Here is a 23,869-nt window from a genome sequence, read left to right as displayed (position 1 = left end):
AGTAAAAAATTATAACTTATCTGAAGTTCAATTCAACTTTTTAAAATTTAAATCAGCTTAAATTACGGGTTGTTTTTTATAATCTGCAAGTGGCTCTATCATTTGAGATTTTATGAATATCACTTTTTTTTATGTAATTAAAAGTTATATAAGTTGTTGCTGTTAGTATTATTCCAAAAATTATTGTTAAAAAAACAAAAAGTTTTTTATAAGATAGGTTGTTTTTCATATAATCGCTTTCTTTTTTATTTATAGTATATTGTATAATAGTAACACTAAAGTATCAAAATAAAAAAATCTAAAAAAAATAAAAGATGAGCATTTTTGATTTTTTAAGTAGTATTTTTAAATCTCTTCTGCTTTTTTTATAAATACTAAAAAGCAGAAGAAATGAGATGTTTTAGATTATATTAAAAATTTTTTTTACTTGCAAGCCCAAGGACTCTGTTTACATAAAATATCAAGGTTTTTTTGTGCATCTGAGTTTCCCTGTTTGGCTGAAGCCATCCAGTATTCAAATGCTTTAATTTTATTTGTTTTAACACCTTGACCTTGGTAATACATAAGTCCAAGATAAAGTTGCCCCTTTGAATTTTCCTGTTTGGCTGAAGCCGTTATGTATTCGAATGCTTTACTCTTATTTATTTCAACACCTTGACCTTTAAAGTACATAATTCCAAGATAAACTTGTGCAAGAGAATGTCCTTGCTTCGCTGCTAAAGTATACCATTTAACTGCTTCTTTGTAATCTTTTTTTACACCAGTTCCATTTTGATACATAACTCCAAGATTAAGTTGTGCACCTGAATTTCCTTGTTTTGCTGCTAGGGTGTACCATTTAAATGCTTCTTTGTAATCTCTATTTACACCAAGCCCAGTACTATACAAAATTCCAAGATTGAATTGTGCATCTGAATTTCCTTGTTTTGCAGCTAGGGTATACCATTTAGCTGCTTCCTTGTAATCTTTTTTTACACCAGTTCCATTTTGATACATAATTCCAAGATTAGATTGTGCATCTGAATTTCCTTGTTTTGCAGATAGTGCATACCATTTAACTGCTTCTTTATAATCTTTCTTTACACCAGTTCCATTTTGATACATAACTCCAAGAGTATATTGTGCAGAAGAATGTCCTTGTTTTGCTAATGGCATCCAAAGTTCAATAGCTTTTTTATAATTGCCACTTTTTACAGCTTTTAAGCCATCATTAAAAGCATCTCCAAAAGATAAACTTAACAATAGCATTGTAAATAGTAAAATTTTCATTAGTTTATTTCCTTTTTTTTGTTTATTTTTTCTTTTATATTATCTTTAATTAAAGAAGTAACTTTCATAGATAGTTTCAAGTGTAACTTTGATTTTAATAGAAAAATAAAATTATAATAAATGTTTATATAAATTATTATTAAGTAATAATTATATTTAGTTCCACTATTTTTTGTTTTTGAAAGAGATTTTTTTATTATTTTCTTTTAGAAAATATTTTAACATACTCTTATTTTTATTTTTGTAACATATCTTTATAAGAAAATTCTATAAAAGTAAAATTACCAAATAAAGGTTATTGTATGAGTGTTTTAGTTCAAATGGCAATGTTTCCAACTGATAAGAGTGAAAGTAAGGCAAAAGAGGTTTCAAAGGTAATTGAAGTTATTAAAAATAGTGGTTATAACTATCAGTTGACTTCTATGTGCACTATTATAGAAACAGAAAAAATGAGTGAAGCTTTAAATTTAATTGGTAAATGTTATGAAGTTTTAGAAAAAGCAGGGTGTAAAAGAGTCTATTCTACTATTACTTTTGATATTAGACAAAATCATGAAGACAGAATGAAACAAAAAATAAAATCAGTTGAAGAGTTTATAGGAGAAGTTTCAAAATAGCCTAAAATAGACTTTTTTGAACTCCAATTTTCTCTTCACCTAAATCTTTTAATCTAAAAGAAACTCTATGTTCATTGCTTCGTCCAAACTCTTTGATTTTTTCTATATGAGCTTTTGTTCCATAGCCTTTATGTTTTTCAAAATTATAGTTTGGGAAATCTTTTGCAATTTCGCACATATATCTATCTCTACTTACTTTTGCTAAGATAGAAGCCGCACTAACTTCAACTACACTTGCATCTGCTTTAATTTTATGTTGTAGTGTAGGAATATTAAAAGAGGTGTTTCCATCCATTAGATATTCACTTGCGTTTATATTTTGCATAATTTCTTGAATTGACTCTTTTATACAAGTGCTTATGCCTTTTGTATCAATATCTTTTGCACTTTTAAAAACTATATGATAATCACTTGATTTTATTACTTCTTTAAAAAGTGCTTCTCTTTTTTTTTCAGTTAATTTTTTAGAGTCATTAAGCTCTTTTATCTGCTCTTTTAGCACTACACCTGCTACTACAAGTGGACCTGCAAGTGGTCCACGCCCAGCTTCATCTATTCCACAAAGCATTTTTGTCCTTTAATAATAATTCATGTATAATCGTATAGTTTAACAAAACTTAAGGTTTAAGATGAAAAAAATACTATTGATACTAATTGTTTTAATTACTGTTTTTTTTGCATTTTTCTTTTATAAAAAGAATAGTAGTGAAGAAAATATAAATATAGGCTTTATCTCTGGGCTTACTGGAAAATATTCCTCTTTAGGAAATGGTGTTTTAAGTGGTTTTAAATTGGCTTTTGAAGAAATAGAGTATAAAATCAATGGTAAAAAAGTAAATATAATCACAAAAGATGATGGGCAAGATGAAAAAAAAGCTTTAAATGCTATAAATGATTTAATAAAAAAAGATATAAAAATAGTAGTTGGGAATACGACTAGTTCTATGACAAAAATATCAATCAAAGCTTTAGAAAATAGAAAGGATATTTTACTTATTTCTGCAACTGCAAGTAGTGAAGAGTTTTCAAAAAAAGATGATAATTTTATTAGAACACAAGTATCAAATAGTGTAGAAAAGTTTTTGAAGTTATCTAAGTATTTATTGGAAAATAAAAAAGATAAGATGGTTATTTATTATGATTCTAAAAATAGTTCATATTCAAAAGGTGTTATTAAATATGTGAAAAGTTCATATGAAAAAAACAGTGAGGGAGAGGTAGTTTCAATAGTTGATATAAATGTTGGCTTTGAAGCTATCTTAAAAGATATTAAAAAGAAAAATCCAAATGTTGTATTTATAATAGCAAACTCTCTTGATACAGCAAAACTTTCACAATTTTTAAGATTAAAGCATATTGACTCTACTTTTGTTTCTGCTGGTTGGGCAAAAGAGTATAAACTAATTCAAGAGGGTGGAAAAGCAGTTGAGGGGATGCTTTTTATAACAGCATATGATGATAATAATGCTAAAGATAAAGATTATTTAATTTTTAAATCAAAATACAAAAAACTGTATGGATATGAACCATCTGTATTTGCAACACAAGCATATGAAACTGGAAAAATTTTAATACAAGCTTTACAAAATACTACTAATCCTGTGAAGATAAAAGAGTATATACTTACAAAAAAAGTATTTAATGGTTTGCAAGGACATATTATATTTGATAAGTATGGAGATGTTTCAAGGGATTATTTTATTACAACTATTAAAAATAGTGAATATGAAAGAATAAATTAATATGAAAAGTTTAAAAAGTACAATTTCATCTTTTATTATTTTATCAATTATTACAGTTTCTGTGGTAATTGGAATATTAACTATGATTAATTTTTATGATATAAAAATTACAAGTGTTGAGCATAATCAAAAACAAGTTTTAAGACAAGTAAACTCAGAGGGATTAAAACTTTTAAAAAGAATTGAGAATATTGCATCTTTTAGTATAAAAAAACAGAGTTTAGATAGTGAGTATTTAAATGATGTATTATATTTAAATAGTGATATTTCATCTATTTTTATATTAAATAAAGATGGAATTTTAGTCGATTTTGCTGGAAAAAACATGGACAATATTTATAAAGGCTTTGATTATTCAAATAAAGATTTTTATAAAAAATTAAGTGATGAAAAACTTGATTATTGGTCTGATGTATTTTTATCTTCTGCAAATAATAATCCTTCAATTTCATATAGTTTAAAATACAAAGATAGAATTATTGTTATTCAATTAAAGCTTGAGGAACTTACAAATTTTATTACAAAATTTAAAAATAGTGATGAAACACATATGATTAGAATGGTAGATAAAAATGGTGTATTTATTTTTAATCCAGATGCGCAAAAACTTGTAACTCAAAGATTTAATATTAAAAATAGTACAGTTTTTGAAGAGCTTATAAACAATAATAAAGAGTTTAATATAAAAAGTTTCAAAAGCATAAAAAGAGATTTAAGAAATCTTGGAATGTATTCAAAAATAAAAAAAACAGGCTGGACTGTCATCATAAGACAAAACCAAAGTGAAGTAATTGATGCAATAAAAGATATAGCTTTTATTGTATTTTTTATTGTAATTGTTTTTGTAAGTTTTGCACTATTTTTCGTATTTAAGATATTTAATAAAATATTTAGGGAGTTTGATTATTTACAAGATACTACAAAAGATATTTCAAATGGAAATTACAATAAAAAAATAAAAGAATCAGCTTTTAAAGAGATTACTTTATTAATTAATAGTTTTGAAAAAATGAAAAAACAAATTGATAAAAGAGAAAAAAAGTTAAAAGCAGCAAGAAATAGCTTTGAATATCTTTTAAACTCAACTATGGAAGCAATAGTTGTGCATGATTCAAAAAAGATTTATCAAGTAAATGATGTGGCTTTGAGTTTGATGAAATTAGACGATAAAAACCAACTAATTGGAAAAAGCTTGTTTGATTTTATATCTGAAAAATCTATTGAATTAGTAAAAGAAAAAATAGATATTGAAAGCTCACCTTATGAGTTAGAGTTAGTAAATGTAGAAAATGAAACATTTACTGCATTGGGACAAGGAAAGTTTATTACTTTAAATAATAAAAGACTTAAAATTAGTTGTTTTATTGATATTACTGAATTAAAAAATAAAGATAAACTACTTTCTCAACAATCAAAGATGGTATCAATGGGAGAAATGATAGGTAATATTGCTCATCAATGGAGGCAACCTTTAAGCTCAATTAGTACAGCAGCTGGTGCTTTAAAAGTTGAAAAAGAGTTTGGGATATTAGATGATAAAAGTTTAGATAACTCTTTGGATATGATTATTAAAAATACTAAATATTTATCAAAAACAATAGATGATTTTAGAAACTTTTTTAAAGTGGATAAAGATATTGAAAGAATAGATTTAAGTGAAGTTATTGAAAGATCATTGAAACTTCTTGAATCTAGTATTAAAAATCACTATATAAAAATAGAAAAAAGAGTTGGAAAAGATTTATATATCAATGGCTTTGAAAATGAATTGACACAAGCTTTTATAAATATAATAAATAACTCTAAAGATGCATTAAAAATAAATAATATTGAAAATAGAGTTATTTTTATTGAAGCATTTATATCAAAAAATAGAGTTTTTGTAATTATTAAAGATAATGCTGGAGGTATTAAAGAGCATATTAAACCAAAGATTTTTGATCCTTATTTTACTACTAAACATCAATCTCAAGGAACAGGAATTGGTTTATATATGACTCATCAAATAATAGTTGAACATATGGCAGGAGTAATTGAGGTGGAAAATGTAAAATTTTCTTATGAAAATGAAGCTTATACAGGATGCCAATTTAAAGTTATCTTTGATTATATGAAAAATACTTGACATTAATACACTCAACTTGCTATAATTATTTAGCAGATAAATTAAAGGAGTGCTAAAAATGAAAAAAATATTTGAACAATTAACTAACCAAGTTGCTGAAACAATTGATTCAGCAGTATCATTATGCCTACACAATAAAAACCAAGAAGTAGATGTAATACATTTTTTATGGGCATTAATAACAAATACAAATTCAGTATTAAACCAATTATTAAATAAAATGAATATTGATAAAGCAACAATTGAATTAGAAATAAAATCAATTGCTTCAAATTTACCAAGTGTATCTAATGTATCAAAAGAGAATATAAAGTTATCAAGAAATTTTATGAGTTCACTTGAAAAAGCACATGGGCTTATGAACTCAAATGGTGATAAATTTATTGCTTTGGATACTTGGCTTATTGCTAATTTTGATGATAAGCAAATAAAAGATGTTTTAGGAAAATATATAAATCTTTTAGATGCTAAAAAAGAGCTTGAAGCTATAAGAGCAGGAGCAAAAATTGATAGTGCAACATCAGATGAGACACTTGAGAGTTTAGAGAAATTTGGAACAGATTTAAATAAAAAAGCTATTGATGGTGAGCTAGATCCTGTTATTGGAAGAGATGAGCAAATAAACAGAATGATGCAGATATTGATTAGAAAAACAAAAAATAATCCTGTTTTATTAGGAGAACCAGGAACTGGTAAAACAGCAATAGCAGAAGGACTTGCTCAAAAAATTGTAAACAAAGATGTTCCAACAAGTTTACTAAATAAAAGGGTTGTTGCTCTTGATATGGGTGCTTTAATTGCAGGTGCAAAATATAGAGGAGAGTTTGAAGATAGATTAAAAGCTGTTATTAATGAAGTTAAAAAAGCTGGAAATGTAATTTTATTTATTGATGAAATACATACTATTATTGGTGCAGGTGCTAGTGAGGGTAGTATGGATGCAGCTAATATTTTAAAACCTTCTTTAGCAAGGGGTGAATTGCATACTATTGGTGCAACTACACTTAAAGAGTATAGAAAATATTTTGAAAAAGATGCGGCAATGCAAAGAAGATTTCAACCTGTTAAAGTTGATGAGCCAAATGTAAATGAAGCTTTACAAATATTAAGAGGTATAAAAGAGAGATTGGAAACACATCACAATGTTACTATTAATGATAGTGCATTAATTGCAGCTGCAAAATTAAGTGATAGATATATTACTGATAGATTTTTGCCTGATAAAGCTATTGATTTAATAGATGAAGCAGCAGCAGAGCTTAAAATGCAAATTGAGTCTGAGCCATATGCTTTATCAATAATAAAAAGAGAAATTGAGTCTTTAAATGTTGAAAAAGAAGCATTGAAGATGGAAAAAACTAAGAAAAATGAGCAAAGACTTGAAGAGATTGAAAAAGAGTTAGCAAACAAAGATGAAGAAAAAAGAGGTTTAGAATCAAGATTTGAAAATGAAAAACATACTTTTAATGCAACATCTGCATTAAAAGCAAAAATCGATGAACTTAAAACAAAAGCAAATATTGCAAAAAGAGAATCAAGATTTGAAGAAGCTGCATCTATTGAATATGGTGAAATACCAACTTTAGAAAAGCAAATAGTAGAAAATGAACAAAAATGGGAAAAAATGCAAGAGGAGGGGACACTTCTTAGAAACTCAGTTGATGAGGATTCAATTGCATCAATTGTAAGTAGATGGACAGGAATTCCTGTAAATAAAATGATGGATTCTGAAAAGCAAAGAGTTTTAAAAGTAGAATCAGTTTTAAAAGAGGATGTAATTGGTCAAGATGATGCAATAAAAGCGATTAGTAGAGCAATTAAAAGAAATAAAGCAGGTCTTAGTGAAGCAAATAGACCTATAGGATCATTTTTATTTTTAGGTCCAACAGGAGTTGGTAAAACACAAAGTGCAAAAACATTGGCAAAATTTCTATTTGATGATGAAAAATCATTGATAAGATTCGACATGAGCGAATATATGGAAAAACATGCAGTTTCAAGACTTATTGGTGCTGCTCCTGGGTATGTAGGTTATGATGAGGGTGGTCAATTAACAGAAGCAGTTAGAAGAAAACCTTATAGTGTAATTTTATTTGATGAGGTAGAAAAAGCACATCCAGATGTGTTTAATCTTCTTTTACAAGTATTAGATGATGGAAGACTAACTGATAATAAAGGTGTTACAGTTGATTTTAAAAATACAATAATTATTTTAACTTCAAATATTGGAAGTTCAAAGATTATTGAAATATCTGATAAAGAGAGCAGAAAAAAAGAGGTTTTACAAGAGTTAAAAGTAAACTTTAAACCTGAGTTTTTAAATAGACTTGATGATATTATTATATTTGAGCAATTAAACTTAGAAGCAATAACAAATATTGTAGATATCTTATTTAATAGTATTAGAAAAAAACTTGAAGAAAAAGATATAACTATTACATTAACAAAAAGTGCAAAAGAGTTTATTGCAAAAGCAGGATTTGATCCAGTATATGGAGCAAGACCTCTTAAAAGAGCTATTTATGAAATTGTTGAAGATAAATTAGCAGATATGATTTTGGAAGAAAAAATATCTGAGGGTAGTGTTGTAAATTTTGATTATAAGGACAATGAAATTACAGTTGAAATAAAATAAATATAAAAATTCTCCTTCTATTTGAAAAATATGCTATAATATATAGAGTATAGAAGGAGAAGGTTTTATGATAAGAAAAGAAAATAAAATTTTAAAAATTATAAAATATGCCCCAATGATATTTATATTTATTCTTTGTATTCTTATCAATTTTTATTTGTTATATGAAAAAAAACAGAATCTAAATCTAGAAAAAAAACAGATAAAACAAAAATATATAACTACAAATAAAGAGCTTGTAAAAAACGAAGTTCTTGAGACAATTCACTACATAAATATAAAACAAAAAAATACAGAAAAAAATTTAGAACAGATGCTAAAAAAAGTAGTTTTAAATGCATATCAAATATCTTTAAATGTATACAATATGAATAAAAATGAAAAAAAAGAGAAAATACTTGAGCAAATAAAAAAAGTATTAAATAATATAAAATATGCAAAAGATGGATATTTTTTTATTTATGATTTTGATGGAGTAAATATTTTACATGGTGGAGATAAAAGTATTGAGGGAAGAAATTTACTAGATTATAAAGACTCTAAAAGTAATAATATTTCAAAAGAGTTAAATAAAATCCTAAAAACTAAGAGTGAAACATACTACTCTTGGTATTGGCCTAAAAATGACAATAAAGAGTATAAAAAGATTGGTTTTTTTAAAAAGATTGAACCATTGAATTTATATATAGGAACTGGAAGATTTGTAGTAGATTATGAACAAAATTTAAAAAAAGAGATTTTAGAGTATTTAAGCAGTGTAAAATATAGAAAATATGGATATATATTTGTTTTGGATAGTAAAGGTAAATATCTAAGCTATTATAATGAAGATTTTATTGGTAAAAATATTTCAAATTTAGCTTTTGTTGAAAATATAAATAAATCTTTTGAAAAGATGAAAGAGATATCACAAAAAGGTGGTTATTTAAAATACTCTCATATAAATAAGCCAAATAATATTTTAAAGAAAATAGAAAAAATAAGTTACATAAAAAAGTTTGATAAGTGGAATTGGATTATTGGAACAGGCTTTTATATGGATGATGTTTACAAAGAAATAGAAGAAAAAGAGTTTTTATTAGAAAAAAAATATGATGAAGAGATAAAAACACTTTATAAAATAACAATTATTTCAACTATTATTTTACTTTTAATATCTATATATATTTCAAAACTAATTGAAAAGATATTTCTTAGATATAAAAGTATGATTGAAGAGCAAATTCAAGTAAATAGAAAAAAAGATAACTTGATAGCCTATCAATCAAAAATGGCAACTATGGGAGAAATGATTGGAAATATTGCACATCAATGGAGACAGCCTTTAAGTTCCATTAGTACAGCAGCAACTGGTGTGAAAATGCAAAAAGAGATTGGAGTTTTAACTGATGAGTTTGAAATAAAAAGTTTAGATTCTATAAATAACAATGTTCAATATCTTTCTAAAACAATAGATGACTTTAGGAATTTTTTTAAAAATAATAAAACAAGAAAAGAGTTTAATATACAAGATAGTTTTGAAAAAACATTTAAACTTGTCTCTGCACAGTACAAAAATAAGGATATTGAACTCATCAGCAATATAGAAGATGTTAAAATTTATTCTTTTGAGAGTAAACTTGTGCAAGTTTTAATTAATATTTTAAATAATGCACGGGATGAGTTAATAAAACAAAATTTTAGAAAATTAATTTTTATAGAAGCAAAAAGAGTTAAAAATAGTCTAATTATTCTTATAAAAGACAATGCAAATGGAATAAATGATGATATAAAACATAGAATATTTGAACCATATTTTACTACAAAATCAAAGGAAGATGGCACAGGAATAGGGCTTTACATGAGTAGTGAGATAGTTAATAAACATCTTGATGGAACACTTGAATTTACAAATGAAGAGTATGAGTTTGAAAATGAAAAATATAAAGGTGCATGTTTTAAAATTACCCTTCCAATAGATTAAAAAGACTTTAAACTAAAGTTACTTTAAGCTGTATTTAACTATAATCCGCAACTTAATTAGTCAATAAGAGGAAAGCTAAAGATGAAAAGAACATATCAACCACATAATACTCCTAGAAAGAGAACACATGGTTTTAGAGTTAGAATGGCTACTAAAAACGGTAGAAGAGTTATTAAAGCAAGAAGAGCTAAAGGTAGAAAAAGATTAGCTGTTTAAGCAAAAAACACAGAATTAATAATTCAAGCGATTTTAACAAGATCTATAAAAGCGACAAAAAATGGCACACCCATTCCTTTGTCGCTTTTTTTTCGCCTACAAAAGATTTTAAAGTAGCTTTTGTTGCTTCAAAAAAAGTAGGTAATGCAGTAATGCGAAGTAAATCTAAGCGAAGACTTAGAGGAATGTTTGTCTCTTTTGAAAAACAAGTAGCTACTGGAAGCTATATATTTGTTGCTAAACAAAAGATTTTTGAAAAAGACCCAAAAGAGTTAAAAAAAGATTTTATTTTTGCTCTTAAAAGATTAGAACTTCTAAAATGAAAAGAATTGTAAACTATTTAATTAGATTTTATCAAAAATATTTATCGTTTTTTTCATATGGAAGTTGTAGATATTATCCAACTTGTTCACAATATGCCCTTTGGCAATTTGAAAATAATACATTTTTTAAGGCTATTTATTTTACAATAACACGGATATTAAAATGTAATCAACTTTTTAAAGGTGGAATTGATTATCCTGTTATAAAGTTGGTAAGGCATAATAATATAAATTTTAAAAAAATTAAAATCAAATATTGGTACATACCTGTGAATAATAATAGATATTTGGTAGTTAAAAATAGGGAGTGGAATAACAATAATGATGAATAACATGAATCAGAATAATGGTGGTATGCAAAAACGAATGTTAATTATGACATTAGTCGTTTTTGTATTTTTTATTGCATATGAGTTTTTAGTATTAAAGCCGCAACAAGAAGCAAAACAAGCTAAGATTACACAAGAGCAAGTGAAAAAAGCAAATAGTGCTCCTTTAGTTGAACAAGAAAATACAATGTCAAATGGTGTTACTGCTTCAGCAGAAAATAATTCAAAGTCAGTTGATGCACTTTCTTCAAAAGCAATTGCTTCAAATAGTATTGTAGCAACAGTTAAAACAAAACATAACACATTTGAAATTGATAATTTAGGTAGAATTGCACAAGTTACTTTGCAAGATAAACAGTATATTGATGAAAATAAAGATCAGATAAAGCTTTTTGAAGCAGATCAATTAAGACCTTTAGAAGTAAGATTTGCAGATTCAAATATAAATGATGAAGCTTTTAAAGTAAATGTTACTGCTAGTAAAAGTTTGCTTGATGCTAAAACAAGCGCACAAGAGTTAGTATTAACACAAAAATTGTCTGATACAACACTTACAAAAACTTTTAAGTTTTATCCAGATGGTCATTATGACTTAGAAGTAAAAACTACAAATGCTAAAAAGTTTTTTATTACAAATGGATTTAGACCAAATGTATTAGCTGATATGTATGCTGATCATGGGATGTATGTAAAACAAAATGATGATACAATGGAGTTAATTGAAGATGGTGATTTAGATAAAACTAAAAACTATACAGGAATTAAATTTGTATCAAATTTTGATAGATATTATGCAACAGTTATTTATAATTTTAATAAATCATTAGCAATTACAGTAATGCCAGATAATGAAAGTAATCCTTCTCCTTTTATTCATGGAAATGATAATATTAGCTTTAGTGGGTATATTGGTCCAAAAGAGTTTAAAACATTAAAAGCTTTAAATCCAGAATTAACAGATGTTATTGAGTATGGTTGGTTTACATTTATTGCAAAACCTATGTTTATTTTCTTACAATATATTCATAATATTGTTGGAAACTGGGGATGGACTATTGTTATTGTTACAATTTTAATTAAGCTTGTATTATACCCTTTATCATACAAAGGTATGGTATCAATGAACAAGTTAAAAGAGTTAGCTCCTAAAATTAAAGAAATACAAGAAAAATATAAAGATGATAAACAAAAAGCATCTATGCATATGATGGAACTTTATAAAAAGCATGGGGCTAATCCAATGGGTGGATGTTTACCTATTATATTGCAAATCCCAGTATTTTTTGCTATATATAGAGTACTATTAAATGCTATTGAGTTAAAAGGTTCAGAGTGGATTTTATGGATTCATGACTTAGCAGAAATGGATCCTTATTTTGTATTGCCAATATTAATGGGTGCTTCAATGTGGTTACAACAAAGAATTACTCCAAATACAATGCAAGATGAGATGCAAAGAAAAATATTCCAAATGTTACCAGTTGTATTTACATTCTTCTTCTTATGGTTCCCAGCAGGTTTAACACTATACTGGTTCGTTAATAATGTATTTACAATAGCTCAACAATATACAATAAATAAAATGTTTGAAAAGAAAAGAGCTATAAAAAAATAGGATTAATTATGAAAAAGTTTGAAGCAAATAGTTTAGAAGAGGCATATGAATTAGCAAAAGATGAATTTAAATGTTCAATTACAAATTTAGAAATAGAGATTGATCAACAACCAAGAAAAGGTTTTCTTGGTTTTGGTCGTAAAAGTGCTATTATTAAAGTTGTTGAAAAACATGATAGAAAAGTTTATGATAGAAAACAAAAAGAGCATAAATTTAGAAAAAAAGATATAAAAATAGAAGATGTATCTAAAAAAATAGAAGACTCAAATAAAGTTGCTACACAAAAAGAACCTACTTTAAATAAATCACATAAAAAAGTTCCAAATATTCATTCAAAAGAGAAAATCTTTGATAATTTTTATGAAGTTGGAGATAAACAACAAATAAATGAAGTTATTGTTAAAAAAGATGAACAAATTATCTTAAATGAAGTAAAAGAAGGAATTGATTCACTATTTTCAAATACATGTTATGAAATTGAAGATATAAAAGTTGAATTTTATGATAATGAAACATTATATATTGAGTTTACGGGAGCTGATTCTGCACTTTTAATTGGAAAAGAGGGTTATAGATACAAAGCATTATCTTATATTTTATTTAATTGGATAAATGAAAAATATGGATTGATGCTAAGATTAGAAGTTGCCGAATTCTTAAAAAATCAAGAAGAGTCTATACATACATATTTAGAACCTGCAATTGAAACTATTAATGAAAAAGGTAGTTTTAAAACAAAACCTTTAGATGGTATTTTAGTTCATATTGCATTGAAAAGATTAAGAGATGAGTTCCCTAATAAATATGTTGCTGTTAAGACAAATGTAAGAGGCGATAGATACGTACTTGTTAATGAATATAGAAGTAAAGAGCAATAAAATTGTTTGATGATAATACAATTGTAGCAATAGCTACAGCAAATGGAATAGGTTCAATCTCAATAGTTAGAGTTAGTGGTAAACAAGCTTTAGAAATTGCTCTTAAAATCTCTAAAAGAGAGAGTTTAAAACCACGACTAGCAACTTTATCAACACTTTATACTAAAAGTGATGAAGTTATTGATGAAGCACTTTTATTATATTTTAAAGCACCATTTTCTTTTACTGGTGAAGATATTGTTGAGTTTCAATGTCATGGTGGTGTAGCTATTGCAAATATGGTTTTAGACGAAGTTTTAAATTGTGGTGCAAGAATTGCTAATCCAGGAGAGTTTTCAAAAAGAGCTTTTTTTAATGGAAAAATGGATTTATCAAAAGCAGAAGCAATTTCTAAAATCATAGAAGCAAGAAGTGAAGATGCAGTTAAACTTTTAGCAAAACAACTAAAAGGTGAGTTATCTAATTTTGTTGAAGATATTAGACAAGATTTACTTTTTATGCTTGCATATACAGAAGTTAGTATTGATTATGCAGAAGATGATCTACCTACTGATATTTTTGAAAAAATAGAAGAAAAATTAAAAAATATCAAAGAAAAACTTGAAAATACTTTAGAAGCTAGTAAACGAAGAGAAGGAATGATTGAGGGGTTTAAACTTGCAATAATAGGAAAACCTAATGTTGGTAAATCTTCACTATTGAATAAACTTTTAAATTATGATAGAGCTATTATTTCTGATATTGCAGGTACAACTAGAGATACAATTGAAGAGTCTGTAAAAATTGGAACACATATTATAAAAATAGTTGATACAGCTGGTATAAGAGATGAAACTTCTGATGTAATTGAAAAAATAGGTATTGAAAAATCAATCACTGCTATTAATGAAGCAGATATAGTTGTTGCATTATTTGATAATAGTAAACCTTGTGATAAAGAGGATGAAAAAATATTATCTTTATTACATAATACTTCAAATAAACAGATTTTAAAAGTATTAAATAAAACTGATTTAGAAAATAATTTTGATATTTCAAAATTAGATGATTATACAAATTTAAGTACAAAAGAGTCTATTCAACCTTTAGTTACAAAAATAGAAAAAATTCTTGATACTAATACTCATAGCGATGAAATGACTTTAATATCAAAAAGACAAATAGATAGTGTTTTTCAAACACTTCATCACATAAATGAATCTTCTATGCCACTTCAAACGGGAGAGTTAGAGTTTTTTGCACATCATATAACAGAAGCATTGCATTTTATATCTAATATTACAAGACCTTATGAAAATGATGAAATGTTAGATGTTATGTTTGGTGAGTTTTGTTTAGGTAAATAAATTTTTATTTACCTATTTTATAAACTTTTTTAAATTCTGCATTATTTTTTGATACATCAATCCATGAATCACAATTAAAATCAATTCTAATCACATAACCCATATCAAATTTATCTTTATATCCACAGTAATTTAAAGCTAATATTGCCAATGATGGATTATGTCCAACTAAAATCATTGAGTCAACTGTATCGTAAGTGTATGTTATAATCTCATGTAGTTCATTTAAAAAAGCTTGGTATATTACTTCATTATATATTATTGGTTTTTCATAGCCAAATTTATTTGCAAGAATTTGTGCAGTTTCTTTTGCTCTTAAAGCTGGACTTGAAGCAATTAAATCAACTTGAACCTTATCTTCTAAAAGTTTATTTGAAATATCTTCAATATCTTTAATTCCATTGGTAGTTAATTTTATATCAAAATCATCTTTTGATGAATCTATCTCTTTTTGCCCATGTCTCATTAGATATAGTGTTTTCATTTATTTACCTATTTTTTTTCTTTATTTTATGTATTTTTTTCTTTTATTTAAATAAAAATTATAAATATTTTTTTGGGTATTCAAATGTAATTAATTTGCTATTATAGCTACTAATTTCTTGCCATAATTGACAATTAAACTCTATTTCTAAAATTGCACATGTTGGTATATTCTCATCAAAATCTAAAAACTGCTCTGCAAATAAATTTAAACTTGGATTATGACCTACTAAAAATACTACACTATTTTTATCATCTAAATATTTTAAAGTATCAATAATATTATTTATAGATGCTTCATATAAATCTTCATAATAATCAATATCTTTTTTATTGTATCTTACTTCTTTTGCTATTAATTGTGCAGTTTTTCTTGCTCTATAAGCAGGTGATGAAACTATAATATCAGGTTTTATACCTAGTTGATTAAGTAAATTTCCCATAAATGGTGCATTTAATTTACCTCTTTTATTTAAAGGTCTATCATAATCTGCTAAGGTTAAGTTTTTCCATGAAGATTTTGCATGTCTAATTAAGTAAAGTTTTTTCAAAATATCTCCTATAAATAGTAGATTTGTAAAATTAATTTAAATTGTTTATTAAATTTGTTAAATTATAATATAATAGTATATAAAAAATTAAATTAAAGGAAGCAGTAATGGAACAAATAAAAACTGTATTTTTTCTTGCACTATTATCTGTACTGTTTGTATTTATTGGATATTCATTTGGTGGTCCAAATGGAATGCTAATAGCATTTTTGTTAGCTGCTGGAATGAATTTTTATGCTTATTATTATTCAGATAAGCATGTATTATCTTCTTATAATGCAGTTGAAATTTTAGATAGAAGAAATTTAATATATCAAATTACACAAAAACTTGCATATAAAGCAAATTTACCAATGCCAAGGGTTTATATAATACCTGATGATATGCCAAATGCATTTGCTACAGGAAGAAATCATCAGCATGCAGCAATTGCTGTAACACAAGGACTTATGGATTTGTTAAATGAAAAAGAGATTGAGGGTGTTATTGCCCATGAATTATCACATGTAAGACACTATGATATACTAATTGGAACTATTGCAGCTGTTTTTGCAGGTGCTATTGCAATGATTGCTAATATGATGCAGTTTTCAGCAATGTTTGGTGGAAATGATAGACAAAATTCAAATCCCTTTGTTATGATTGTTTTAGCAATTATTTTACCTTTAGCAGCAGCAGTTATTCAAATGACAGTAAGTAGAAGTAGGGAGTATTTAGCAGATGAGGGTGCTGCAAGATTAGTGGGAGATGCAAGTGGTTTACAAAGTGCATTATCTAAACTTGAAAGTTATGCAAAAAGAGGAGAAATTCACAATGCAACTGAGCAAACAGCACATATGTTTATAATAAATCCTTTTAGTGGAAAAGATATGAAATTTTCTGAACTTTTTAGAACACACCCTACAACTGAAGATAGAATTGCAAGGTTAGAAGAGTTGAAATCACAACTTAAGTAGAGTCCTTGCCTCTACTGAAAAATATCTACTAGATTTTCTAATTGAATTTCTTCTTTTAATATTGGATAAATACCTTTAGCAATTAGGGAAATTTTTAAATCATAATCTATATCACTTATCATAAAATAGTTAACTCCATAATCATGTAGTAAATCAGGTAATACATTACATGTAGCTTCATCTTCATTTTTATACATAGGGTTTTTAATACAGCTTTGAGATTTTAACTTATAATCTTTTATAAATATAATCCAAATATATTCAGCTTCAGCTTCAGCATATTCAAGTTCATCTTGCTTTTTTGAACAAACTGCAATACGGAATTCATTTTTAACTTCATGTACTTTTATATTACTTCCTGTTATTAATGCAAGGGATATTTTTTTTCTAGCACTTTTAACAATTCTTGCAAATGTTGCTCTTGATACATTCATCTTTTTTGCAGCATCTTCTTGATACATACAAAAAGAATCCATTAAATGAATAGCTTCTAATTCTTCATGTAAAAGTACAACATCCTCTTTTGCTTCTTTATCTTTTGGGCCAAAATATTTACATACTGGTTTTAAATTTAGTTTTCTTTCTAGTTTTTCTCTTGCCATAAAACTCCTTTGAATCTATTGGATATGAGATTTTAACATAATCTTGTTAAAAACATGGAAAAGTACTTGACATATGACCAAATAAATGTTATCATTCGGTCATATGTTCATAAGGCTTAACTCTAATTAATTATTTGAAATAATATTTGTTTCATTTTAGAACTAAGTGAACCCGCTCTCTCAAATTAATTCTTAGTTGAATAAATTTTAGAGTTAAGTATGAAGATATATTAACAAATATAATTAGATTGATCATTTTGTTTAGTTGTCTAGCCTAACATACAAAATAACACTCCTCTCTTGGGTCAATCAAGATTATAACACCATAATTTTTGTAAAAACTTTTTTGATAAATACAAATAAATATTAAGTTTTTACAAAAATCCTTTTATAAAAATAATATACTCTAAAGGTACAAAATGAGAATTGTATTTCCCACAGTTGAAAATCTAAGTTATATGTCAGAAGTTGCAACAAACTTTACAAATGCAAAATATTTTACAGTATTAAATTTAAGTGGACAAACAATAAGTTCAGTTGAAATGTTAGAAAATAGAAATGAAGATATTGTAAAGCTATTTAAAAATAATAGTTTTAATGCTTTAGTTGCATCAGATACAAATGATTTGCCAATTGAAGATTTGAAAAAAGTTGGTGTTTCTATTTTTAAAGAGAAAAATAGAAAAAAAGTATTAGCTTTATATAGCGATTTTGTTCAAGATAAATTGAAAAAAATATAAATAAAAAAAGTACCCCTTAACCAAAGAGGTACTTTTGAAATTATATATAAAAAAGATAAATTCAAACTTACTTAAAATATTAGTTTTATTTATTTATCATATACTTTTTTTACATTTTCTATTTTAGAACTCATATTTAATAGTAGCATATCTGCAAGAACTAATGAAGCCATTGCTTCTGCAACTACACTTCCTCTTACTGCTACGCATGGGTCGTGTCTTCCTTTTAATTCACATTCAACTTCATTATTATAAATATCAATTGTTTCTTGTTTTATAAAGATTGAGGGTGTTGGTTTAAAATATACTTTTAAATTTATATCTTCACCATTTGAAATACCACCTAATATTCCACCACTATGATTTGATTTAAAGCCTTCAGTTCTAATTTGATCGTTGTTTTCATAACCTTTTTTATTAACTGAATCAAAGCCATCACCAATTTCTATAGCCTTAACTGCATTTATACTCATCATTGCATTTGCAAATTGTGAATCAAGTTTAAAATATAGAGGTTCTCCAAGACCAACTGGACAATTTTTAATATTTATTAAAGCAACGCCTCCTACACTATTGTGAGAATTTTTTGCTTTTAATATTGCATCTTTTTGTTCTTGTTCCATATTTTTATCTAAAGCATAAATTTCAGAATTTTGAACATTTGAAAAGTCATGATTTTTTGCTTTTATTCCATCAATTTCACAAATTCCACTTTTAACTTCTATATTTAACTCTTTTAGTAAAAGTTTAGCAATAGCTCCTGCTGCAACTCTTGCTGCAGTCTCTCTTGCACTACTTCTTCCTCCACCTCTATAATCTCTAATTCCATATTTATTAAAATATGTATAATCAGCATGACCTGGTCTAAAAAGATCTTTTACATTTGTATAATCTTTGCTTTTTTGATTCTCATTGAAAATAACCATAGAAATTGGTGTTCCTGTTGTAAGTCCTTCAAATACACCACTTAAAATTTCAATACTATCGCTTTCTTTTCTAGCAGTTGCATATTTATTTTGACCTGGCTTTCTTCTATTCATTTCATTTTGAATAAATTCTTCATCTATTTTTATGCCAGCAGGAACGCCATCAATTACGCAACCTAGTGCTTTTCCATGACTTTCACCAAAAGTTGTAAATTTAAACTTATGACCAAATGTATTCATTATTTTGAATCCTTAAATTGATCAATTGCTATTTTTGCTACTGCTTGTTGAGCAAGTTTTTTACTTTTTCCTCTTGCTTGTCCATATTTTTTTCCATCAATCCAGATTGAAACTTCAAACTCTTTTTTATGATCAGGTCCATAAGACCCCTCTATTTTATACTCAGGAATTGTTCCAAATTCTGCTTGTGTTATCTCTTGTAGTGCAGTTTTGTAATCACTAAAAAGTACATCTAAATTTATTTTATCATATGATTTTTCAAGCAAGTCTAAAATTATCGGTTTTAAAGTTTCAAGTCCTGATTCTAGGTAAATTGCCCCCATAATTGCTTCAAAGGCATCTGATAAAATAGATGCTTTTGTTCTTCCTTTATTTCTCTCTTCTGCAGTTGAAATAAAAATATAATCACCTAGTTTTATATCATTTGCCAATTTTGTAAAACCTGTTTCATTTACAAGGGATGCTCTTATTTTAGAAAGCTCCCCTTCATTTGAATTAGGAAAGTTTGTATATAAATACTCCCCTACAATCAAATTTAATACAGCATCTCCAAGAAACTCCAACCTTTCATTATTGTATGGTTTTTTTAAACTTTTATGTGTAAGTGCTTCGATTATCAGATCTTTGTTTTTAAACTGATAATCCAAACACTTTTCTAATTTTGAGTAGTCACTCATTTTCTTTTCCTTTTAATTTTAAATTTTCTGCAAATTCTCTTGCTAGTATATCACATCTTTCATTATGCTCATGCCCTGCGTGGCCTTTTACCCAAAAAGCGTTAATTTTGTGTGGTTTTGAAACTTTTATGTACTCTTGCCATAGTTCTACATTTTTTACAGGTTTCTTTGAAGCGGTTTTCCAATTGTTTTTTTCCCAGTTTTCAAGCCATTCATTTATAGCTTTTACAACATAAGTTGAATCTGATATTACATTTACAATGCATGGTTCTTTTAATACTTTTAATCCTTCTATAACACCTATTAATTCCATTTTGTTATTTGTAGTATTGTACTCACCTCCACAGAACTCTTTTTCAGTTCCTTTATATTCAAGTATTGTTCCCCAACCACCAGGTCCTGGATTTCCTAAACTTGAACCATCACTGTAAAGATTGATTTCTTTCATTTAAATCCTTAGCTAAATTGTGTTTTATTTTATAAGTTAAAATATTATGACAGTGCGGACACCTTGATTCATAGATAGGATGAGTATGTTTACATGAAGTACAAATAAATTCAAAATCTAATGTCACAGGAATTTTGTGTTCGTGTTTATTTAAAGCTATTAATATGTCAAATACAAAATCACTACTATGATTACATGTTTGTAAATAGCCTTTTGCATTATATATTTGATTTAGTTGTTCATTGTTTGCAACAACATCAAAATCAATATCATTAAAATCTAAATACCATAATAAATCAGTAAATTTATTTACATCAAATTCATCTATATGCTTCCATAAAAAATCTTTATTATATTGAATTAAAAACTGTACAAAAAGTCTTTCTATTATATGATTCATTTTATAAAATGAGTATAATTTTTCTGTTTTTTCTTCATATGTTAGTTCTTTATTATTTAATATTTTAAGTGTTTCTATATGTATTCTTTCTCTTATTACATCAACTTCTAGTTCATCTAAAGCTTGAATAACTTCCAATACTTTTTCATAATCTTTTAATTTTTCATTTATAATTAATAGGTGTTTTAAAGCTTTTTCATTTCTAGGAGAAAATTTTAAAATCTTTAAATATATCTCTTTTGATCTTTGTAAGAAGCCACCTTTAAAATAAGTTGATCCTAATAGTTCCAAAAGCTCTTCTTTTTTTACCCTATCAGTTACATGTTCAAGCAAGGCAAGATATACTGATATTGCTTTACTATAATCACCTTTGTGTAAAAAACTTGAAGCTAATAGTATAATTGAATCAAATGGCAAATTATATGTTTTATATAAGTGTACATAATCCTCTTCTTTTAACTTACCTAATTCAAATCGATTAAGTAGCTCTCTATAATCTTTTCTAGCATTCTTCTCTTTATAAAGTCCAAAAGAGTAAGTAATAAAAGAGATTAAGAAAATTAAAGTAAAAAATATTATAACACTAAAAAGTGGATCTCTATAGTCTAAAACCAAACTGTCCAATTAATACCTTTTTTATAAAATCTTAATATATTAACATAAAAGCACATATAAAATAATAAAAGAGTATAATTATATTTATGATAACAAAAGAATCAATTGACAATTTAAAAAATCATCTTGAAATAGTAGATGTAGTTTCCCAATCACTTGAATTAAAAAAATCAGGAGCAAACTTTAAAGCTTGTTGTCCCTTTCATGGAGAGGATACCCCATCTTTTGTAGTAAGTCCAGCAAAGCAAATATATCATTGTTTTGGTTGTGGTGCTGGTGGAGATTCTATAAAATTTGTTATGGAGTATGAAAAGTTAACTTATCCTGAAGCTTTAGAAAAATTAGCTTCAATGTATAATGTTACTTTAAATTATGATGAAACAAATAGTAAACCAAAACTAGATTTGAAAGTTTTAGAGACTATTAATCAATACTACCAAAAACTTTTTACAAATAATACAATTGCTAAAGATTATATAAAAAGTAGAGGAATTTCTGAATTTTCTATTGAAAAATTTGAAATAGGATATGCTCCTAAATCCATAGATACAATAAATTATTTAAAAAGCAATTTTTTAAATTTAGCAGATGCAAAAGATTTAGGAGTAATTGATTCTGGACAAAATGGTTTATACTCTAGATTTATTGAAAGAATCACCTTCCCCATTTATGGATTAAATAGTAAAATTGTAGGTTTTGGTGGAAGGACAATTACAGGACATAATGCAAAATATGTTAACTCTCCTCAAACAAAACTATTTAATAAATCTAAGCTTTTGTATGGATATAACTTAGCAAAAGAGAATATATATAAGAAAAATAGAATAATTGTAACAGAGGGGTATTTAGATGTAATAATGCTTCATCAAGCAGGCTTTAACACAGCTGTTGCAACTTTAGGAACAGCACTTACTAAAGATCATTTGCCAATTCTAAGAAGGGGAGAGCCTAAGGTAATAGTTGCTTATGATGGTGATAATGCAGGCTTAAATGCAGCTTTTAAAGCTTCTGTTATGCTAAGTCAAAGTGAGTTTGAGGGTGGTGTGATAATATTTGAAGAGGGAAAAGATCCTGCTGATATGGTAAAAGATGGACAAATACAGAAGTTAAATGAAATTTTTTCAAATCCCACACCTTTTATTAATTATGCTATTGATTATATTATTTCAAAATATGAGATAAATGATCCAATGCAAAAACAAAAAGCTTTACATGAATCAAATGAGTATCTAAAAAGTTTGAGTTTGCTTTATCAAGATGAGTACAAAAGATATATTGCTCAAAAATTAAGTATTAGAGAAAACTTAGTAAAAGTAACAAATGATAAAAGTAGAGTAAAGTTTGATAATAGTTCAACAAAAATAGATATTGCAGAACTTTGTATTATAAAAGCTATTTTAGAAAAACCTAGTAGACTAGATTTGGTTTTAGATTTAATTGATGCTTCTATGTTTGAATATCATAATAATGAGTTTCAAATGCTTTTAGATGATATAACTAATCCTTCTTTAAATTCAATAGTTTTAAATGAAAGATTAGAAGATTATGATGATAAAAGATTAGAAAATGAATTATTGATTTTATTGATTAAGTTTTATTCAAAACAGTTAAATAAAGTATTATATGAAAAAGATATAGATTTTAGAAAAAAAGCTAATTTAATTAGAAAACTAAAAGATAATATTTCCCAGTTAAAAAAAGGTAAACTAGTTAGTTTTGATATAGATTTATTGAAATAACTATTTTTTTACAGTAAAATACTTAAAAAATTTTAGAGGAAGAAAAATGGAGTTTTTGCATACAAATAGAGTACCAGCTGCAATTGGACCTTATTCACAAGCAATTAAAGCAAATGGTTTAATTTATACATCAGGACAAATCCCATTAAAAGCAAATGGTGAATTAGTAGAAAATGATATTAAAAAGCAAACAAGACAAGTTTTAGAAAATATCAGAATGTTATTAGAAGATTGTCAAAGTAGCATGGATAAAGTAATAAAAGTTTCAATTTATTTGGAAAATATGGAAGATTTTGGTATAGTTAATGTATTGTATGCTGAAGCGTTCGGTGAACACAAGCCTGTTAGAAGTACAATTGCTGTTAAAACATTACCAAAAAATGTATTAATAGAGATGGATGTAATCGCTTTACCATACGATTATCAATAAAAAT

General features: G+C 26.3%; 24 protein-coding genes. 15 read left to right on the top strand and 9 right to left on the bottom strand.

Annotated features, from left to right (window positions below; all coding sequences use genetic code 11):
• Positions 1-423: 423 nt before the first annotated feature.
• Entirely contained in the window at positions 424-1,269 is an 846-nt protein-coding gene (locus tag ACTCCZ_RS07505; RefSeq protein WP_079579760.1) for an SEL1-like repeat protein, read from the bottom strand.
• A gap of 302 nt (positions 1,270-1,571) precedes the next feature.
• Between ACTCCZ_RS07505 and ACTCCZ_RS07500 the strand changes: the two genes are divergently transcribed.
• On the top strand, positions 1,572-1,886 hold the full coding sequence (locus ACTCCZ_RS07500; protein ID WP_079579759.1) for an MTH1187 family thiamine-binding protein: 315 nt from the start codon (positions 1,572-1,574) through the stop codon (positions 1,884-1,886).
• Position 1,887: 1 nt separating this feature from the next.
• On the opposite strand, the gene ACTCCZ_RS07495 is transcribed toward ACTCCZ_RS07500, so the two are convergent.
• A complete protein-coding gene (locus ACTCCZ_RS07495; RefSeq protein WP_079579758.1) occupies positions 1,888-2,454 on the bottom strand; it encodes a ribonuclease HII in 567 nt (188 codons plus the stop codon).
• Between the two features lie 61 nt (positions 2,455-2,515).
• Between ACTCCZ_RS07495 and ACTCCZ_RS07490 the strand changes: the two genes are divergently transcribed.
• The 10 genes from ACTCCZ_RS07490 (at position 2,516) to mnmE (ending at position 15,058) form a co-directional block, all read left to right on the top strand.
• Positions 2,516-3,628 (top strand): ABC transporter substrate-binding protein, encoded by a 1,113-nt coding sequence (locus tag ACTCCZ_RS07490; protein WP_079579757.1) that lies wholly within the window; start codon positions 2,516-2,518, stop codon positions 3,626-3,628.
• Between the two features lies 1 nt (position 3,629).
• A complete protein-coding gene (locus tag ACTCCZ_RS07485) occupies positions 3,630-5,753 on the top strand; it encodes an ATP-binding protein (RefSeq protein WP_079579756.1) in 2,124 nt (707 codons plus the stop codon).
• 58 nt (positions 5,754-5,811) lie between these two features.
• Complete coding sequence (locus tag ACTCCZ_RS07480) at positions 5,812-8,388, top strand: ATP-dependent Clp protease ATP-binding subunit (RefSeq protein ID WP_079579755.1); 2,577 nt, start codon at positions 5,812-5,814, stop codon at positions 8,386-8,388.
• A gap of 67 nt (positions 8,389-8,455) precedes the next feature.
• Positions 8,456-10,351, top strand: a complete 1,896-nt coding sequence (locus ACTCCZ_RS07475) for a sensor histidine kinase (protein ID WP_079579754.1) — start codon at positions 8,456-8,458, stop codon at positions 10,349-10,351.
• A gap of 81 nt (positions 10,352-10,432) precedes the next feature.
• Positions 10,433-10,567, top strand: coding sequence for a 50S ribosomal protein L34 (rpmH, locus tag ACTCCZ_RS07470; RefSeq protein WP_079579753.1), 135 nt, complete (start codon positions 10,433-10,435; stop codon positions 10,565-10,567).
• The gene (gene rnpA / locus ACTCCZ_RS07465; protein WP_079579752.1) at positions 10,555-10,890 is read left to right on the top strand and encodes a ribonuclease P protein component; all 336 of its coding nucleotides are present in this window, start codon (positions 10,555-10,557) and stop codon (positions 10,888-10,890) included. Before rpmH ends, rnpA begins: the two co-directional genes overlap by 13 nt.
• Positions 10,887-11,222 carry a membrane protein insertion efficiency factor YidD gene (yidD, locus tag ACTCCZ_RS07460; protein WP_079579751.1) on the top strand — a complete coding sequence of 112 codons (336 nt, stop codon included), beginning with the start codon at positions 10,887-10,889 and terminating at the stop codon, positions 11,220-11,222. Before rnpA ends, yidD begins: the two co-directional genes overlap by 4 nt.
• Positions 11,215-12,834: a membrane protein insertase YidC gene (gene yidC / locus ACTCCZ_RS07455; protein ID WP_079579761.1), complete on the top strand. Its 1,620-nt coding sequence runs from the start codon at positions 11,215-11,217 to the stop codon at positions 12,832-12,834. The genes yidD and yidC overlap by 8 nt, the downstream gene beginning before the upstream one ends.
• An 8-nt stretch (positions 12,835-12,842) precedes the next feature.
• Entirely contained in the window at positions 12,843-13,712 is an 870-nt protein-coding gene (locus tag ACTCCZ_RS07450; RefSeq protein ID WP_079579750.1) for a Jag N-terminal domain-containing protein, read from the top strand.
• 2 nt (positions 13,713-13,714) lie between these two features.
• Entirely contained in the window at positions 13,715-15,058 is a 1,344-nt protein-coding gene (gene mnmE, locus ACTCCZ_RS07445) for a tRNA uridine-5-carboxymethylaminomethyl(34) synthesis GTPase MnmE (protein WP_079579749.1), read from the top strand.
• A 4-nt stretch (positions 15,059-15,062) separates the two neighbouring features.
• Here the strand turns inward: mnmE and ACTCCZ_RS07440 are convergent, their stop codons facing one another.
• Together ACTCCZ_RS07440 and ACTCCZ_RS07435 are read right to left on the bottom strand one after the other, a co-directional pair.
• A complete protein-coding gene (locus ACTCCZ_RS07440) occupies positions 15,063-15,542 on the bottom strand; it encodes a SixA phosphatase family protein (RefSeq protein WP_079579748.1) in 480 nt (159 codons plus the stop codon).
• A 58-nt stretch (positions 15,543-15,600) separates the two neighbouring features.
• Positions 15,601-16,092, bottom strand: coding sequence for a SixA phosphatase family protein (locus tag ACTCCZ_RS07435; protein ID WP_079579747.1), 492 nt, complete (start codon positions 16,090-16,092; stop codon positions 15,601-15,603).
• 107 nt (positions 16,093-16,199) lie between these two features.
• Here ACTCCZ_RS07435 and htpX point away from each other — a divergent pair, with 107 nt between their 5' ends.
• Entirely contained in the window at positions 16,200-17,048 is an 849-nt protein-coding gene (htpX, locus tag ACTCCZ_RS07430; protein WP_079579746.1) for a zinc metalloprotease HtpX, read from the top strand.
• An 11-nt stretch (positions 17,049-17,059) separates the two neighbouring features.
• Here htpX and ACTCCZ_RS07425 read toward each other — a convergent pair whose 3' ends face one another.
• The gene (locus ACTCCZ_RS07425; RefSeq protein ID WP_079579745.1) at positions 17,060-17,650 is read right to left on the bottom strand and encodes a DUF134 domain-containing protein; all 591 of its coding nucleotides are present in this window, start codon (positions 17,648-17,650) and stop codon (positions 17,060-17,062) included.
• A 419-nt stretch (positions 17,651-18,069) separates the two neighbouring features.
• On the opposite strand from ACTCCZ_RS07425, the gene ACTCCZ_RS07420 reads away from it, so the two are divergent.
• A complete protein-coding gene (locus ACTCCZ_RS07420) occupies positions 18,070-18,390 on the top strand; it encodes a NifB/NifX family molybdenum-iron cluster-binding protein (protein ID WP_079579744.1) in 321 nt (106 codons plus the stop codon).
• Positions 18,391-18,479: 89 nt separating this feature from the next.
• Here the strand turns inward: ACTCCZ_RS07420 and aroC are convergent, their stop codons facing one another.
• Genes aroC through ACTCCZ_RS07400 form a run of 4 tightly spaced genes read right to left on the bottom strand, consistent with a single transcriptional unit; the run spans position 18,480 to position 21,705 of the window.
• Positions 18,480-19,556, bottom strand: a complete 1,077-nt coding sequence (gene aroC, locus ACTCCZ_RS07415; protein ID WP_079579743.1) for a chorismate synthase — start codon at positions 19,554-19,556, stop codon at positions 18,480-18,482.
• The gene (gene rnc, locus ACTCCZ_RS07410) at positions 19,556-20,233 is read right to left on the bottom strand and encodes a ribonuclease III (protein ID WP_079579742.1); all 678 of its coding nucleotides are present in this window, start codon (positions 20,231-20,233) and stop codon (positions 19,556-19,558) included. Before rnc ends, aroC begins: the two co-directional genes overlap by 1 nt.
• On the bottom strand, positions 20,226-20,681 hold the full coding sequence (rnhA, locus tag ACTCCZ_RS07405; RefSeq protein ID WP_079579741.1) for a ribonuclease HI: 456 nt from the start codon (positions 20,679-20,681) through the stop codon (positions 20,226-20,228). The genes rnc and rnhA overlap by 8 nt, the downstream gene beginning before the upstream one ends.
• Positions 20,656-21,705, bottom strand: coding sequence for a tetratricopeptide repeat protein (locus ACTCCZ_RS07400; protein ID WP_079579740.1), 1,050 nt, complete (start codon positions 21,703-21,705; stop codon positions 20,656-20,658). The genes rnhA and ACTCCZ_RS07400 overlap by 26 nt, the downstream gene beginning before the upstream one ends.
• A gap of 77 nt (positions 21,706-21,782) precedes the next feature.
• Here ACTCCZ_RS07400 and dnaG point away from each other — a divergent pair, with 77 nt between their 5' ends.
• Together dnaG and ACTCCZ_RS07390 are read left to right on the top strand one after the other, a co-directional pair.
• A complete protein-coding gene (dnaG, locus tag ACTCCZ_RS07395) occupies positions 21,783-23,435 on the top strand; it encodes a DNA primase (RefSeq protein WP_079579739.1) in 1,653 nt (550 codons plus the stop codon).
• Between the two features lie 46 nt (positions 23,436-23,481).
• The gene (locus ACTCCZ_RS07390) at positions 23,482-23,865 is read left to right on the top strand and encodes a Rid family detoxifying hydrolase (protein ID WP_079579738.1); all 384 of its coding nucleotides are present in this window, start codon (positions 23,482-23,484) and stop codon (positions 23,863-23,865) included.
• Positions 23,866-23,869 lie beyond the last annotated feature (4 nt).

Source organism: Malaciobacter sp., from assembly GCF_055140965.1.
The sequence above is the reverse complement of the archived record's forward strand: the minus strand, read 5'-3'. Positions and strand labels throughout refer to the sequence as shown.

Coding starts and splice junctions, on each gene's coding strand:
- ACTCCZ_RS07505 (WP_079579760.1), bottom strand. CDS start 1,269: ATGAAAATTTTACTATTTACAATGCTATTGTTAAGTTTATCTTTTGGA.
- yidC (WP_079579761.1), top strand. CDS start 11,215: ATGAATAACATGAATCAGAATAATGGTGGTATGCAAAAACGAATGTTA.
- ACTCCZ_RS07475 (WP_079579754.1), top strand. CDS start 8,456: ATGATAAGAAAAGAAAATAAAATTTTAAAAATTATAAAATATGCCCCA.
- aroC (WP_079579743.1), bottom strand. CDS start 19,556: ATGAATACATTTGGTCATAAGTTTAAATTTACAACTTTTGGTGAAAGT.
- yidD (WP_079579751.1), top strand. CDS start 10,887: ATGAAAAGAATTGTAAACTATTTAATTAGATTTTATCAAAAATATTTA.
- rnc (WP_079579742.1), bottom strand. CDS start 20,233: ATGAGTGACTACTCAAAATTAGAAAAGTGTTTGGATTATCAGTTTAAA.
- ACTCCZ_RS07480 (WP_079579755.1), top strand. CDS start 5,812: ATGAAAAAAATATTTGAACAATTAACTAACCAAGTTGCTGAAACAATT.
- ACTCCZ_RS07495 (WP_079579758.1), bottom strand. CDS start 2,454: ATGCTTTGTGGAATAGATGAAGCTGGGCGTGGACCACTTGCAGGTCCA.
- htpX (WP_079579746.1), top strand. CDS start 16,200: ATGGAACAAATAAAAACTGTATTTTTTCTTGCACTATTATCTGTACTG.
- rpmH (WP_079579753.1), top strand. CDS start 10,433: ATGAAAAGAACATATCAACCACATAATACTCCTAGAAAGAGAACACAT.
- ACTCCZ_RS07500 (WP_079579759.1), top strand. CDS start 1,572: ATGAGTGTTTTAGTTCAAATGGCAATGTTTCCAACTGATAAGAGTGAA.
- ACTCCZ_RS07490 (WP_079579757.1), top strand. CDS start 2,516: ATGAAAAAAATACTATTGATACTAATTGTTTTAATTACTGTTTTTTTT.
- dnaG (WP_079579739.1), top strand. CDS start 21,783: ATGATAACAAAAGAATCAATTGACAATTTAAAAAATCATCTTGAAATA.
- ACTCCZ_RS07420 (WP_079579744.1), top strand. CDS start 18,070: ATGAGAATTGTATTTCCCACAGTTGAAAATCTAAGTTATATGTCAGAA.
- ACTCCZ_RS07485 (WP_079579756.1), top strand. CDS start 3,630: ATGAAAAGTTTAAAAAGTACAATTTCATCTTTTATTATTTTATCAATT.
- rnhA (WP_079579741.1), bottom strand. CDS start 20,681: ATGAAAGAAATCAATCTTTACAGTGATGGTTCAAGTTTAGGAAATCCA.
- ACTCCZ_RS07440 (WP_079579748.1), bottom strand. CDS start 15,542: ATGAAAACACTATATCTAATGAGACATGGGCAAAAAGAGATAGATTCA.
- ACTCCZ_RS07390 (WP_079579738.1), top strand. CDS start 23,482: ATGGAGTTTTTGCATACAAATAGAGTACCAGCTGCAATTGGACCTTAT.
- ACTCCZ_RS07450 (WP_079579750.1), top strand. CDS start 12,843: ATGAAAAAGTTTGAAGCAAATAGTTTAGAAGAGGCATATGAATTAGCA.
- ACTCCZ_RS07425 (WP_079579745.1), bottom strand. CDS start 17,650: ATGGCAAGAGAAAAACTAGAAAGAAAACTAAATTTAAAACCAGTATGT.